This window comes from Bdellovibrio sp. HCB-110 (assembly GCF_047323225.1).
Taxonomy (GTDB): Bacteria; Bdellovibrionota; Bdellovibrionia; order Bdellovibrionales; family Bdellovibrionaceae; genus Bdellovibrio.
Window position 1 is genome coordinate 1,051,585 of the sequence record NZ_CP178750.1, and the last position, 13,757, is coordinate 1,065,341.

The 13,757-nt window shown below is 45.2% G+C and carries 11 protein-coding genes; 5 read left to right on the top strand and 6 right to left on the bottom strand.

The window, feature by feature from the left end:
• Positions 1-37: 37 nt before the first annotated feature.
• The 4 genes from ACL934_RS05040 to ACL934_RS05055 all read left to right on the top strand — a co-directional run bounded on the left by ACL934_RS05040 (position 38) and on the right by ACL934_RS05055 (position 5,909).
• Entirely contained in the window at positions 38-1,474 is a 1,437-nt protein-coding gene (locus tag ACL934_RS05040; protein ID WP_374078377.1) for a L,D-transpeptidase, read from the top strand.
• 180 nt (positions 1,475-1,654) lie between these two features.
• Positions 1,655-3,184 (top strand): hypothetical protein, encoded by a 1,530-nt coding sequence (locus ACL934_RS05045; RefSeq protein ID WP_374078380.1) that lies wholly within the window; start codon positions 1,655-1,657, stop codon positions 3,182-3,184.
• Positions 3,185-3,228: 44 nt separating this feature from the next.
• On the top strand, positions 3,229-4,074 hold the full coding sequence (locus ACL934_RS05050; RefSeq protein WP_374080435.1) for a trypsin-like serine peptidase: 846 nt from the start codon (positions 3,229-3,231) through the stop codon (positions 4,072-4,074).
• 14 nt (positions 4,075-4,088) lie between these two features.
• Complete coding sequence (locus ACL934_RS05055; RefSeq protein ID WP_374078383.1) at positions 4,089-5,909, top strand: ABC-F family ATP-binding cassette domain-containing protein; 1,821 nt, start codon at positions 4,089-4,091, stop codon at positions 5,907-5,909.
• A gap of 18 nt (positions 5,910-5,927) precedes the next feature.
• On the opposite strand, the gene ACL934_RS05060 is transcribed toward ACL934_RS05055, so the two are convergent.
• The 6 genes from ACL934_RS05060 to ACL934_RS05085 all read right to left on the bottom strand — a co-directional run bounded on the left by ACL934_RS05060 (position 5,928) and on the right by ACL934_RS05085 (position 10,391).
• Positions 5,928-6,356: an SRPBCC family protein gene (locus ACL934_RS05060; protein WP_374078385.1), complete on the bottom strand. Its 429-nt coding sequence runs from the start codon at positions 6,354-6,356 to the stop codon at positions 5,928-5,930.
• A gap of 8 nt (positions 6,357-6,364) precedes the next feature.
• Positions 6,365-6,853, bottom strand: coding sequence for a DUF3750 domain-containing protein (locus ACL934_RS05065; protein ID WP_374078387.1), 489 nt, complete (start codon positions 6,851-6,853; stop codon positions 6,365-6,367).
• A 16-nt stretch (positions 6,854-6,869) separates the two neighbouring features.
• Positions 6,870-7,088: a DUF3750 domain-containing protein gene (locus ACL934_RS05070; RefSeq protein WP_374078390.1), complete on the bottom strand. Its 219-nt coding sequence runs from the start codon at positions 7,086-7,088 to the stop codon at positions 6,870-6,872.
• Positions 7,089-7,225: 137 nt separating this feature from the next.
• A complete protein-coding gene (locus tag ACL934_RS05075) occupies positions 7,226-8,119 on the bottom strand; it encodes a hypothetical protein (protein WP_374078393.1) in 894 nt (297 codons plus the stop codon).
• Positions 8,120-8,130: 11 nt separating this feature from the next.
• Positions 8,131-9,615 carry a TolC family protein gene (locus tag ACL934_RS05080; protein ID WP_374078395.1) on the bottom strand — a complete coding sequence of 495 codons (1,485 nt, stop codon included), beginning with the start codon at positions 9,613-9,615 and terminating at the stop codon, positions 8,131-8,133.
• Positions 9,609-10,391 (bottom strand): hypothetical protein, encoded by a 783-nt coding sequence (locus tag ACL934_RS05085; RefSeq protein ID WP_374078397.1) that lies wholly within the window; start codon positions 10,389-10,391, stop codon positions 9,609-9,611. The genes ACL934_RS05080 and ACL934_RS05085 overlap by 7 nt, the downstream gene beginning before the upstream one ends.
• Positions 10,392-10,589: 198 nt before the next feature.
• Between ACL934_RS05085 and ACL934_RS05090 the strand changes: the two genes are divergently transcribed.
• Positions 10,590-13,742 (top strand): efflux RND transporter permease subunit, encoded by a 3,153-nt coding sequence (locus ACL934_RS05090; protein ID WP_374078399.1) that lies wholly within the window; start codon positions 10,590-10,592, stop codon positions 13,740-13,742.
• The last annotated feature ends 15 nt before the right edge of the window (positions 13,743-13,757 follow it).

Sequence of the window (13,757 nt, forward strand, 5' to 3'; positions counted from 1 at the left end):
TGCTCCCAGGTCCACGAGATAATGGAACGGAGATGATATGAAAGCCCATTTATTAGGAGCTGCAGCGGCAGTCCTTGTTAATGTTTTAGCTGGAAACTATTCCTATGCCCAAGCGCAAACCAGCGCAGCCGTGACAAAGAGTCAACTCTCTGTCGGTGCAAAATACTATATTTCGGCGGACTCTTTGAATGTGCGTTCAAGCAACTCGACAACGGAGAGTAATGTTGTTGGAAAGCTTGTAAAAAACGATATCGTCGAAATCTATGACGTATTGAATGAAGCAACACCGTTGGTGCAAATCAAAATTATTAAGTCTTCGAATATCTCTGCCAACGCCGCTCCGGAGTTGTTTGTATCTAAAGACTATTTAAGTGCGAAGATGGTTATCACAGAGTCTTCAAACTCGAAGTATTTCGTGATTCAGAATATCGCAACGGAAAAGACACGTGTGTATGAGCGTTGCACCGTGACTCCTGATTGCCCTCACAAATTGGTGATGGAAACGGACACGGTTGTGGGGCGTCCTGAAGAAGGAACTGATGATGATCCGAATGCTTATAAGACGTGGATTGGTCATGGTCGTATTTCTACATGGGTGAAGTTCTATCAAGACGGTCTTGGATTTTATCCTCGTTGGTACACTCCGGGACAGGATATCAGCACGATTCCAGATCCGGTGACCGACAGCATGAGTCTGTTGATGGGCGCAAGAAAATGGATTGTTAAAAACGACCAAGGCAAAACTTCAAACTATGGCGCTTTCGGTTGGTATGCAGCGAAACTTTCTCCTGAGGGTGAAGATGGCGTTAACTATCAATGGATCCACGGCACAATGGGCTGGGGTAAAGATGGTTCTAAACCTATTGAAATCACTCGCGGCAAAATGATCAATTTCTTCTCAAATCCTGGATCACACGGTTGCACGCGTTTGGAAAATAGAGCCGTGGCTTTTATGAGGCACTTGTTGCCAGTAGGTACGGACGTCTACCGCGTTTACGCCAGAGAAGCGACTCGTGAAGTCGCTCCTTATTCAAGATACAGAAACGCTTACAACAGACCTTATCGTTGGGAGTTCATGCTCTTAACAAATGGTGCGGCTGAGTCCAATGGTTTGACAGCGGATGCAGCGACGATTCGTAATCAAGGTGTGCGTGTGAGCTCTTCGAATTTGATCGAAAAAGGTATCTATGAAATAGCCCAGTATCCGACAGTGATGGGTCTGGATTATTCAAAGTCAGCAGCTTCGGGCAAGTCTGGAGACCGCTACAGTATTGATAAGAAGAACAAAGGTTCTACAAATTTTAGAGGATATTTCCTTGTGGATGAAGGCCGCTTCCAGAACTACCAACATCCAAGTTACTCTGCGACAAACGGTGCGGTTCGTACAGGTGGCCTGCAAGCTTTCAGAACTTCGGTTCCTGAATATTTGACGGCAGCTCCGGGTCGTATTCAAGTTCCTGCTGTGAGTCGTTAATTTTTCTGATTTCCAGAGGGGTTTTTGGCCTCTCTGGAAAGTCGTCTCGTTCTGAGACATTGCAGAGCCTTAATTGTTCTTCGTAAAAAGTTTAGACATGCCAAATGCCGTAAACCCTGAAAGATCGGGGGCATAGGCGTTGCATTTTACTTTCCTGAATATATTAATTCGGGAGGAATCATGTCTAAGAAGAACTTGTTAGTTAAGGGCCTAGTGACTTTGTCTCTATTCACTCAACACTTTGCTTGGGCGCAAACGACAAAAACCGTGGAAAGACCTCCACAGTTTGTAGCCTTCGCCTTTGACGGTTCTTATAATAATGAAGTTTGGCAATACTCTCGTGACTATACAAAACATAAAAAGGGTCTTGGCGTAGACACTCGTTTTACATTCTTTATCAATCCAGTTTATCTTTTAACTCCTTCGACAAAATCAGTTTATAAAGCTCCAGGTGGAAATCGCGGTTCTGCGATCGGTTGGGGCGATGACAATGCCGATGTTTCTGAACGCGTAAATCAAATGAATGACGCTTATCTTGAGGGTCATGAGATTGGTTCACATGCCGTGGGTCACTTCGATGGCAGCCGTTGGACAGAGGAAGATTGGAAGTCAGAATTCAGCCAATTTGACTATATCGTTAAAAATATGTTCTCTCTCAACGGACTTCGCACGACGTCTCGTCAGTATAATTCTTTGATCTTCCTTAAAGACATCGTGGGCTTCCGTGCTCCGCAATTGGGAGTGAGCAAAGGTCTTTGGCCAACACTTGCAAGCCATGGATTTAAATACGACACATCTAAAGTGGATATGGAAAACTATTGGCCTAAGAGAAGCTCTTTGGGCACATGGAACTTCCCTTTAGCACAAGTGAAAGAACCAGGTGGTGCTCGTCGTTGGATCTCTATGGATTACAACTTCTGCGTGCGTGACTCCGCTCGTATCTTGAGTGAGCAACCAAATGCAATGAGCATCACAGCTTATGATTCTAAAAAAGGTAAAACAATCAAGAACAACGACAAATTCTGTTTGAAAGCGATCACTGCGGATCAAAAAGCCGAAGTGAAAGAGAACATGCTGAACATCTATCGCGCTTACTTCAACATGAACTACTACGGAAACCGTGCGCCAGTTCATATTGGTCACCACTTCTCTAGCTGGATGAGTGGTGCTTACCTTGAAGTATTCTATGAATTCGCAAACGAAGTGTGCTCGAAGCCAGAAGTGAAGTGCGGAACTTACGCTGACTTGTTGAAATTCATGGAAAGCAAATCAGATTCTGAGATCAACGCTCTACAAGCTGGTAACTTTGCAAAACTGCCACGTCCTAAATCAGCGACGATGGCTCGTCACTGGGATCTTGAAATCAAAATGGTTTCTAAAGATGACGCTATGAAATTTGAACTGGCGGGGCGCGATGCAAAACGTGCAGGTCTTAAGAAAATGATCTCAGTCGATGGTATGACAACAGAACTTAAAGGTGACTTGAGCCTGGATGCGGTTCGTGCCATCGCTGAAAAAGGTGAAGACGCTTTGGTTCGTATCGCGGTGAAAGATCGTTTGGATAAAGAAGTAGCGACGGCAACTTATAAAATCGACAAAGTAGGCACGGCTGAAGAGGTTGTTGGTACTGACAACATTGAAGAAAAATGGTTGGAAGGCCACTTGGCAGGTGCTCACACTGAAGATGAAATGGATACACGAGGACACTAATGCGAATTTGGAAGGTCCTCCTTCTTGGAGTTCTATGTTTGAAGATGGCAGGGTGCGGGTTTGATGCCGCACCCACATCTATTTTAGAGCTTAAAGACGGCGATTCTTCTCACGTTATTTATGGTGACGATTCCATTAAAGACGTTGTGGGCGTTGCTCCTAATTCCGAGGCTAGTGTTGCTTTGGTAAGAAAATCTGTTTATCAAGAGTATAAAAAAAATAAAAATATCTACAACGTTTCTGAGGTGTACGGCATTGATGATTTACCATGGAGTGATCAACCGTCGTTGGCTTTTTGTTCTGGAGTTCGGATTGGCGAAGACCTCGTACTAACGGCAGGGCATTGTGTGGAAAACAATCTCGATTGTTCTAATATCGATGTTATTTTCAACTATGAGGCGCAAGGTGAAATTACAGCTTCGGTGGGCTGCAAGGAAATTGTAAAATTACGCAATGACATTAATGAAACCGGGCTTGACTACGCCTTGATCCGTTTGGAAAGGACGCTTGCAGGAAGTTCCGTTAAGTTAAATCGTTCTGGGTGGAAATCGATCAAGAATAAGGAAAGCGTCTACTCTTTAGGGTATCCTTTGGGTAGCTTTAAAAAAAAGGCTCTTGGGAAGATTCGTAAAGTTTTAGACAAACCTGAGATCTATGTATCGAATCTGGATGTCTTTGAGGGAAATTCAGGATCTCCGATTTTTTCGGCAATGACTCATGAACTTATTGGCATTTTGTCTAGTGGTGAAACCGATTTTATTCAAAGCTCGGAAGGTACCTCTGTTCAGGTAAAACGTTGCAATAATACTGGGTGTTCAGGCGAGTTTATAATTCCCATCGAAAAAATTTCGGATGATCTATATAAAAACGTAGCGAATCAGAACAAATAGACGTACTTTAAGCCATGCTTCTAATCAGTACCTATAAACTTGAAAAATCATTCGCCGGTAAATCTCTTTTTCGCAATGTCAGCCTGGGCATTGAGGAGGGGGAGCGTGTAGGCCTTGTAGGTCCTAATGGTGCCGGTAAATCCACTTTGCTGCGTATCCTTGCAGGTCAAATGGAAGCAGACTCAGGCGATGTGACGATGAAGAAAGGTTTGCGTCTAGGATTCCTGGAGCAAACGCCTCACTTTAAAGAGGGTGAAACAATTCTTGAAGCTGTTCTTAGTAAAACACGGGACCATCATGAAGCCTTAGGGGCAGCCTATGAATGGATGGCGCGTTTAGAGCTTTCCCAATTTGGCGAAGATTTTTTAGTCAAAGATCTTTCCGGTGGCTGGAGAAAGCGCGTCGCTTTAGCCCGCGAGTTGATTTTAGAGCCGGAACTTTTGATGCTCGATGAACCGACGAATCATCTGGATGTGACAAGCATCATGTGGCTTGAGGAGTTCTTAGAGCGCGCTCCCTTTGCAACTTTGATCATCACCCATGATCGTTTGTTTTTGCAAAGAGTGACAAACAAGATCTTTGATCTTGATCCGAAAAATCCCAATTATCTTTTGTCGGTGAAAGGCACGTACTTAGATTATCTTGAGGCCAAGGATCTTTTGATCAATGCACAAGAGCAAAGGGAACTTGTTCTTAAAAACACTCTTCGTCGCGAAACAGAATGGCTTCGTCGCGGTGCTAAGGCCCGTCAGACCAAACAGAAAGCCCGCATCGAAAGAGCAGGGACTTTGAAAGATGACGTGCAAGAGTTGGCAGTGAAGAACGCAGCACGTGTGGCGAAAATCGAATTTAAGGATGCGGAACGCAATCCACAGAAGTTGATTGAAGTCGATCATGTGACGAAGGCTTATAACGGGCGTGTTCTTTTCAAAGATTTTTCTTATCTGGTAAATCCCAAAACGCGTTTGGCCCTTTTAGGGGATAACGGCTCTGGGAAGTCTACATTGATTCGTATTTTACTTGGCGAAGAAACGCCGGACACGGGGCGTGTGGCACGTGCGGATAAATTGAAAGTCGCCTACTTCGAACAGAATCGTGAGACCTTAAAACCTAAGGAATCGGTTTTAAAAAATATCGTTTCTGATGGGGACTATGTTCACTATCAGGGACAATACGTTTTTGCGCGCAGTTATCTGGAAAGATTTTTATTCAACCGTCAGCAGATGGATCTTCCTGTCGAAAAACTTTCTGGCGGGGAGCAAAGTCGTTTGCGTCTGGCCCAATTGATGTTGAATGAAGCGCAAGTTTTGATTCTGGATGAGCCGACGAATGATTTGGACGTGGCGACACTGACAGTTTTGGAAGAATCTTTAAAAGAGTTCAATGGGGCAGTCATTCTCGTCACCCATGATCGCTATTTTATGGATCAGGTGGCCTCTCAAATTATCTCTTTCCACAAAAGACCAGATGGTTCGACATCTTTAGAAAACTTTGCTGGTTACTTGCAGTGGGAAGAATGGTTTGAAGAACAAAAAGAGCTTGAGGCTGCAGAACTGAAACGTGAATCTGAAGCAAAAAAGGAAGCGGCAAAAAATTCTGGCAAACCGGGAAAACTTTCATTCAAGGAAAAATATGAACTTGAAAATATGGAAGCGACGATTCTGGAGCTGGAAGAAAAGCTCAGCACAGCTCAAGAGGAATCACAAAAACCAGAAGTAGTCAGCCAAGCTTCTAAAGTTCAAGAACTCTACAGCGTCATCGCAGATCTTCAGGGGAAAGTCGAAAAACTCTACGCCCGCTGGGCAGAGCTTGAGAAAAAAGAAAAAGGTTCCTAAAAGGTACGGACTTACTTTTTAGTCGTCTAAGTAAGCCTTTAGTTCTTTAAGGTGATATTTCCATCCAATCGTGAAGTCTTTGATGGCTTGAGCGCGTTTTGCCTCAGGCAGGGTTTCCCAACCAATGTGATGAACCGTAATGATTCTTTGTGACTTATCGTCTTTGATAGAGAAGGTGCATTCTGTCACAGCGTCTTTATGCCAATCTTTTTCTTTCCAAGTAAACTTGATTTCTTGCTTGGCCTTGACCGCGAGGATTTTGCCGGAAGCCAGTTGAGCCTTGCCATCGTCGTCTTCCCAAGCTTCGCGAAATTTCCCGCCGACTTTCGGTTCGATAACAACGTCTTCACTCCACCAGTTTTCAAGTTCGTCGGTATCGGTGAGAGCCCCCCAGATTTCCGAAGCGGTGGCTCTGACTTTGATGGATTCTTCAATGCTGTCTTTCATGTTGTCCTTTAAAACGCTTTGTCTTTCATTCCTACGCGTCCGACCATGGGTAGTTTTAAAGCGGGACGAAGTAAGTCCACACCAAAATTCAAACCTAAGAGATTCAACTCGACACCTTCATTCAGACCCACGGTAAAACCAAAAAGTCCCCAAAGTGAAAGTTGCACTCCCGTACCGGATTCACTCCATCCTACAAGATCGGCTTGATTAATCCAATCTTTGCCTATGGCATTGGGAGGAAGCTCGACCTTAAGTTCATCAACATTGCGAATGATGTGGGAAATGAAAGTATTGCTGTTAGGACCTGGATAAGCGCGATAGACATCTTTGTAGGCATAGTTTTTTGCGAGCTTATCAATTTGCGGAATCGCTTTTTCTGCGGCCTCTCCACGAAGGTCCTCGATCAATTCAGGTTGTGAACCGTACCAAAAGCGGTCGGGAATATCATGTTGAACGGTTACGGCCTCTAGACCGCGATTTACGCGCCAGCCGATCACATGATAGGTCGTGTACTCAGACGCATTTTTTCTCTTTAGTCGCAATCCAAGAGTGAACAGCGAAATATCCACGCCATGCAAAGGTTCTCGCCGCGTAAACTTGCACCACGGCTTCTTTTTCTTTTTGCGGATCTGGAGCAATGCCTGCGCTGTCGCGACTGGCTGTGCGCCAGTCTTGGGCGAAACTTTGGGACGTACTTAACAGAACAAAGAGAAGACCTGAAAGAAATTTCATTTCCCTATTATGAAGCAGTTTTGGCGTTTTGTGCGAAAAAAATAGTGAGACTTTATTGAATAGAAATAAAAAACCCCAAATTCCCATCCCTAAAGATGTTTATTTGGGGCCTTATAGATTCGCGCTGTGTTCCCGTCTTATTTTACTTTTTTAAGTACGAAATCGCCTTCGAACCCTTTGATATTTGTTCTCCAAGAACCTTTGTATTCATCGCCGATCAAAGTTCCTTCAAATGTCGCCTTATAGGGTGAATTTGTCGGGTTGAAACGTGGAACTCCAGTCAAAGTAAGAATAGCAGGAGAAAGCTCTGGTTGGTAAACCGCCGTCAAAGTTAAAGAGACAGATTCACCCGGATCGTCACTGCGTTTAAATTCGCCGACGATTTGCGGGGTAAGGCCCACTTTGATCACTTGCAAAGAGATTGTGAAAGAAAACTTCGCTTTGCCATCAACTGTGTTATTACCCGCGTAAGTTCCGGCGATGCTTTCGTATTGGCGGCGAAGTCTTTCGTAGTATTCGTTTTCTTCGTTATTGCCCGGCGCTTGTCTTTCGTTTGAAGTCAAAGTCAGATCAAGAACACCGATCACGCCAGAAACGGATTTCACTTCACCGATAATTTTCTGTCCTGAAAATTTCGCATTGATAGTGTGAATGTCGTCAACACCCAAAGCTGTGCTGTCATTCGTAAGGATCAACTCCGCTGTCTCTGGAATGTAGCGTGCTTTAAAGTTGTAACCAGGCCCTACCGGGTTCAGCTTTTTATAGTTCCCGCGCAAAACAACGCTGTAACGTTCGTCACCGTTTGAGTTTTTTCCCGCTTCATTTTCTAGAGTGAAAAGACGCAATTCAACGTCTTGTTGTGCTGCCGGAGTCGTCAATTTTCCGCTGTAGAAACCCACCACGCGGCTGTAAGTATTAAGCTGGCGCTGTCTTTCAGCGACTTCTCTGGCGTTATCGTCAGATGTGTCTTTATCAAATGCGCAAGCCGCAAGGCTCAACATCGCAACTGAAAGGATTAATTTTTTCAACATACGTGCCCCTCTTATTTATTATATTCCGAAGACGCAGAGTCGTCTGGAATCAATTCGTCTCTGGCCGCAGCCCACTCGTTCAAAGCAATGGCATAGTCACCCACTGCACGACTGTATTGCACCTCAGAGTCGAAGAAATTATTCATTGCTGTGATCAAGACAGAAATATCCGTGCGGCCTTGATTGTAAGAGCGGTTGAGCTCTTGCGACGCCTTTTCACGGAAGCCTTTCTGTTTTTCTGTGCTCAAGGCAATTGCATAGGCCGATTGAACTTTGCGTTGCGCTTGAGATTCCAAGTCCTGAGCTTCAGAGAGCTGTCTTTGTAAACGAGTTTGCTCAAGATCCTTAGTCAATTTTCGGTTAATAACAGTTTCGTTCTGGATGTCAGAACCAAAGTTGTAAGCGAACTTAAGACCCGCGTAGTATTTAGGACGAGTGCCAGAAGCCAATTCGGAGTATGAATTTTCAGCGGATTCATCAGAGCCCGAAGTATACACACGGCCCACAAAGTTCAAACTTGGATAGCTGAGGGACTCTGCCGCATCCAAAGACTCCTCGGCTGCTTCCACTTTCAATTTTTGTGAACGGATGGAGCGAAGATCTTCAACTTTCTTTTCAACCAACTTTGGAACGGCCGGAATATCTTTAGGAACTTCAAACTTAATTTCCGTTCCGGGCTCAAGAGCCAAGAGAGTGATCAAGTTTTCAAGGTTTGCCAAATAGTCCGTTGATGCTGTTTTAACTTTTTGTTCACGAGTTTCAAATTCCGCTTGCACTTGCGGAAGATCGCCCGGATTTGAATAACCTAAAGAAGTTTTTCTTTTAACGGCATCAACAAGTTTCTTATAACGATCGCGCGAGTTCACAGCTTCTTTGAAGTTTTCTTGCGCAACATAAGAGTTCCAGAACTGGCGAATTGCCTCAAGAACGACTTCCTCAAGTTCATTGGCGCGAGCGATGTTGTTGGCTTGGAACGTAAGTTCAGCCGCGTTCACAGTGCCACGATCCGCAACCCCGAAGAAGTTGCCAAGAAGTGATTGTTCTAGTGTTAAGCCCGCAAGGTCTGCTGTTTGTTCAGGAACAGGAGGGTTGGATGTAAATCCGTCCGCCTCGGCCTTTTGGGAAAGGCGGCTTAATTCCAGTCCTAAAACAGTTCCCGTTGTGAACGGCTTCTTCAGACTTGCCGTTGTTTTATAGCGTTCGTATTTTACATCTGTTGCCTGATTGGAGTTGGAAAGAAGACCCACAGTTTTGTCGTACTCAAAACCAGTTTCTACCAAAAGTTGCCAGTCATAAGCTGAAAGAGCCTTCACTGGTTCCAGGCGGAACTGTTGGTACTTCAAATTCACTTCCATTGTTTTCGGTCCTTGCTTTAACACAAGCTCCGCAACGGTTTTTTGATTCAAAGTAATTTCCTTCGCAGCCGGGGCCTTTTGTTGCGCCCATGCTCCGTTCATTGCTGTCGTACTAAGAAGAGCTAGAAATATTTTTACCATGTGATTTTTGTTCCTAATTCAAAGCCGTCTTTTTGCAGAGCGATCTCGCTGCTGTCGTTGAGATTTCTTTGGGACCATTCAGTAAAGAAAGACCATTTTTTTGAAACAGCGAAGTCAAGACCGTAGCTCATAGAGTTGAAGGCCGCTGATTTTGAAAATGCCGCGAAATCATTAGAGCTAGTCTGTGTATAGCTCAAAGTCCCGTATTGTGGAGAGAACGTCAAAGACAACCATTGCAGGCGTTCCCAAGAAAGAGCCACGATAGGACCACCGCTGAACATCGTTGTATTTAAGCGAGCATCGTCAATAGCGTAACCGGAATCCAAAGTAACGTCTGTACTTTGTGAAGCAAAACCTGCTTTCGCACGAAGACCGAACTTCCAAAGGACTGCTTTGGTCTGCCAAGGAACGCTCATCACGCCAAGCTCAAGACCCGGCATCACAGTGCCATCATTTTTACCAAGATCAAAAGTGCCAGAACCTTCTTTTTTAGCAGTGCCTTCTGCTTGAAATGTTTGAGCTGTAAATGCAGCAAAATAATTCCAAGGACGAGTGACAACCTCAGGGCGAGGATCTTTCAACGTCAACATTCCAGAAACTTGGGCGTCAGAAGCAACGGCTCTTTCTTGAAGACCTTCGGCCTTTGCTTCAGCAAGCGCTTTTTCTTTTAATGAAAGTTCAGGAGTTGGAGCCACAGTAACGGAGGATTTTTTTGCAGGAGCTGCTGAGCAGATCGCAGAGAAAAGACTAACCAAAAGAAGCAGCGACAATTTCATATCCACCTCAAATACTGTATTTAAATGCGGCGTCAGGAATAGTCCGATGGAAAGGGCCTGTCAACCGAAGTTTAGCCTCCTTAGGAGGGCTAACAAACTTAAGGATTTCAAGGCCTTGTGAGCGATGTGTTGAAAGAAAATCGTAATGACTATTTTACAGGGATTGCCTAGAGTGGCCTACCTTCACAGGAGTGTTAAATGAAGCTCTCGGATATTTCGATTAAGAATCCCGTATTTGCGTGGATGTTAATGTTCGGATTGATGATTTTCGGTTTGATCTCATTCTCTCGTATGGGTGTGAGCCAGATGCCTGACGTCGACTTTCCAACAGTGAACGTCAGCGTGACCTTGGATGGTGCGGCCCCAGAGGTCATGGAAACGCAGGTTGTCGATCCCATTGAAAGCTCATTGATGACCGTGGAAGGAATTCAATCCATCAAGTCGAGCAGTAAAACGGGATCAGCAACGATCACGGTGGAGTTCGATCTAGATCGCAATATCGACGTGGCTTTGCAAGACGTGCAGGCGAAGGTCGCTGCGGCTCAACGTCTTTTGCCAGATGATGTGGATGCTCCGACTCTTTCAAAAACAAATCCTGATGACCAGCCGATTATTTGGTTGGCTCTTACTTACGAAAAAGAAGATCCTGAATTTTTGATGCGTTATGCGCGCGACTATTTGAAAGATCGTTTCACGACGGTTGAAGGTGTCGGCGATATTTTCTTGGGTGGTTATACAGATCCCGTCATGCGTGTGCGTGTTCGTCCGAAAGATCTTGTTCGCTACAATATTTCTGTGAATGACGTGATGGATGCTATCGCCAGTGAGCACTCCGAGCTTCCGGGTGGCTACATTGAGACCGACAAAAAAACATTCAACGTTCGTACAATGGGTGAGGCGAAGACGGAAGATGAATTCCGCTCTATCGTGATCAGCCGTCGTGCGGGAGCGACTGTCGCTGACCCGACTAATATGGTGAAGATTTCTCAAGTGGCCGATGCGAATATGGGCCTTGATAAAATCACGAAAATGTCGCGCTTTAACGGTAAGACCGCTTTGGGTTTGGGTATTCGTAAACAGCGTGGAACAAATGCGGTGGCTGTTGCGAAAGCCGTGAAAGAAAAAATCGCAGAGATCCAACCGCAACTTCCGGAAGGAATGAAGATCCAAGTCAACTTTGACAGTACGAAGTTCATTGAACAATCCGTGCATGAGTTGAACAAACATTTGATCTTGGCAGTGATCCTTACTTCTTTGGTGTGTTGGTTGTTCTTGGGAAGCTGGTCTGCGACTTTCAACGTCTTGTTGTCGATTCCGACCTCGTTGCTCGGGGCCTTCATTGGTCTGTACTTCTTAGGTTACACTCTGAATACCTTCACTCTTCTTGGTTTGACACTGGCGATTGGTATCGTCGTGGATGATGCCATCATGGTTCTAGAGAATATCTTCCGGTACAATGAAAATGGACGGGGACGTATTGAGTCGGCCATCCTAGGTGCGCGCGAAATCTCATTTGCAGCGATGGCTGCTACAGCCGCCGTTATTGCGATCTTCTTACCTGTGGCCTTTATGAAAGGGATCATCGGTAAGTTCTTTATGCAATTCGGGGTGACGATCTCCATCGCGGTCTTTTTGTCACTGGTCGAGTCATTAACGATCACGCCGATGCGTTGTGCGGGCTTTGTTCATCACGGGGAAAGAACAACGAAAATTGGTCGTGCGTTTGAAGCTTTCATGGAGAACCTCAAAATTTCTTACGATCTATGGTTGCGCAAATCACTGGAACATCGTTGGAAAGTTTTGATCGGCTCTTTGGTGTTTGTCGTAGTTTCATTTGTATCGATTAAATTCCTGAATAAAGAGATGAGCCCGGCGCAAGATCAAAGTATTTTCATCGCGCGTTTGGTGCTTCCCGTAGGAACGTCTTTGCCTTACACAGATCAACAGACGAAAAAAGCTGAACAGTGGTTGCTTTCCCGCTCTGAAGTTCAACAAGTGTATGCAGCAATCGGTGGTTTCGGCGGTGGAGCCTCTGATGCCAACACGACGATGATGTTCGTGACTTTGAAAGACATCAAAGACCGTGGCAAAGATGCGGAGACTGGCAAAACACTGTCACAACAAGAGTTCATGCAAGTGGCTCGTAAAGAACTTGCGAAGATTCAAGATGTGCGCCCGGTTTTGATGGACTTGTCACAACAAGGCTTCTCCGGCGGTCGTGGTTATCCGATTGAGTTTACTATCTTGGGATCTGACTGGGATAAACTGGCGAAGTACACGCAAGATATGATGAAAGAGATGGAAAAAAGTGGCCTGATGGTCGACGTGGATTCCAACTACCTTTTGGGTATGCCAGAAATTCAAGTGAAGCCGGATCGTGTTTCCGCAGCTCAACATGGTGTCAGTATCAAATCTATCGGTTCTACAGTGAATGCTTTGATCGGCGGCGTGAAAGTCGGGGAGTATCCTGAAGGTGGACATCGTTACGATATCAAAGTGAAACTTGTCGATCAGGGAAATCCGATGGACGAGATTAAAACTTTGTTTGTCGGAAACAGTCGTGGAAATTTGATCCCACTTCCACGAGTGACCAAAGAAGAATTAGGTTCAAGTCTTCAATCGATTTCTCGTTCGAATCGTCAACGCGCGATCACGGTGACGGCGAACTTAAAGCCCGGCATTTCGCAACAAGCGGCAATGAACTACGTCGAAGCCACAGCGAAGAAAATGCTAGAGCCTGGTTACATGATCGATCAAGGCGGAAGCTCGAAAACATTTAAAGAGTCCTTCCAAAGTTTGATCTTTGCCTTGGTTTTAGGACTTGTGATTGCCTACATGGTTTTGGCGAGTCAGTTTAACTCGTTCATTGATCCTGTGACGATCTTGATGGCCTTGCCGTTCAGCTTTAGCGGTGCCTTCTTTGCTCTTTTGATCACGGGACAATCTTTGAACATGTTCTCGATGATCGGTCTTTTGCTTTTGATGGGTATCGTGAAAAAGAACTCGATCTTGTTGATTGAGTTTACGAACACCGTGAGAGATCGCGGAACTCGCGATGCGAACATGGCATTGATTGAAGCGTGTCCGATTCGTCTTCGTCCGATCTTGATGACGTCCATTGCGACCATCGCAGCGGCTATCCCATCTGCAACAGCAACAGGAGCTGGTTCTGAGACCATGCGTCCGATGGCCATCTGTTTGATCGGTGGCGTGGTTGTTTCAACCGCTCTGACTTTGTTCGTTGTTCCTGTGGTTTATTCATTGATGGACAAATTCAAAAAACGCGACGAGGTTCGCGAGAAAACCAAACAGGCCTTCGCGGCGGTGGGTTCAGAAGCTCTGGATGCATAAATTAAAAGCTCCCTT

Coding starts and splice junctions, on each gene's coding strand:
- ACL934_RS05040 (WP_374078377.1), top strand. CDS start 38: ATGAAAGCCCATTTATTAGGAGCTGCAGCGGCAGTCCTTGTTAATGTT.
- ACL934_RS05045 (WP_374078380.1), top strand. CDS start 1,655: ATGTCTAAGAAGAACTTGTTAGTTAAGGGCCTAGTGACTTTGTCTCTA.
- ACL934_RS05050 (WP_374080435.1), top strand. CDS start 3,229: ATGGCAGGGTGCGGGTTTGATGCCGCACCCACATCTATTTTAGAGCTT.
- ACL934_RS05055 (WP_374078383.1), top strand. CDS start 4,089: ATGCTTCTAATCAGTACCTATAAACTTGAAAAATCATTCGCCGGTAAA.
- ACL934_RS05060 (WP_374078385.1), bottom strand. CDS start 6,356: ATGAAAGACAGCATTGAAGAATCCATCAAAGTCAGAGCCACCGCTTCG.
- ACL934_RS05070 (WP_374078390.1), bottom strand. CDS start 7,088: ATGAAATTTCTTTCAGGTCTTCTCTTTGTTCTGTTAAGTACGTCCCAA.
- ACL934_RS05075 (WP_374078393.1), bottom strand. CDS start 8,119: ATGTTGAAAAAATTAATCCTTTCAGTTGCGATGTTGAGCCTTGCGGCT.
- ACL934_RS05080 (WP_374078395.1), bottom strand. CDS start 9,615: ATGGTAAAAATATTTCTAGCTCTTCTTAGTACGACAGCAATGAACGGA.
- ACL934_RS05085 (WP_374078397.1), bottom strand. CDS start 10,391: ATGAAATTGTCGCTGCTTCTTTTGGTTAGTCTTTTCTCTGCGATCTGC.
- ACL934_RS05090 (WP_374078399.1), top strand. CDS start 10,590: ATGAAGCTCTCGGATATTTCGATTAAGAATCCCGTATTTGCGTGGATG.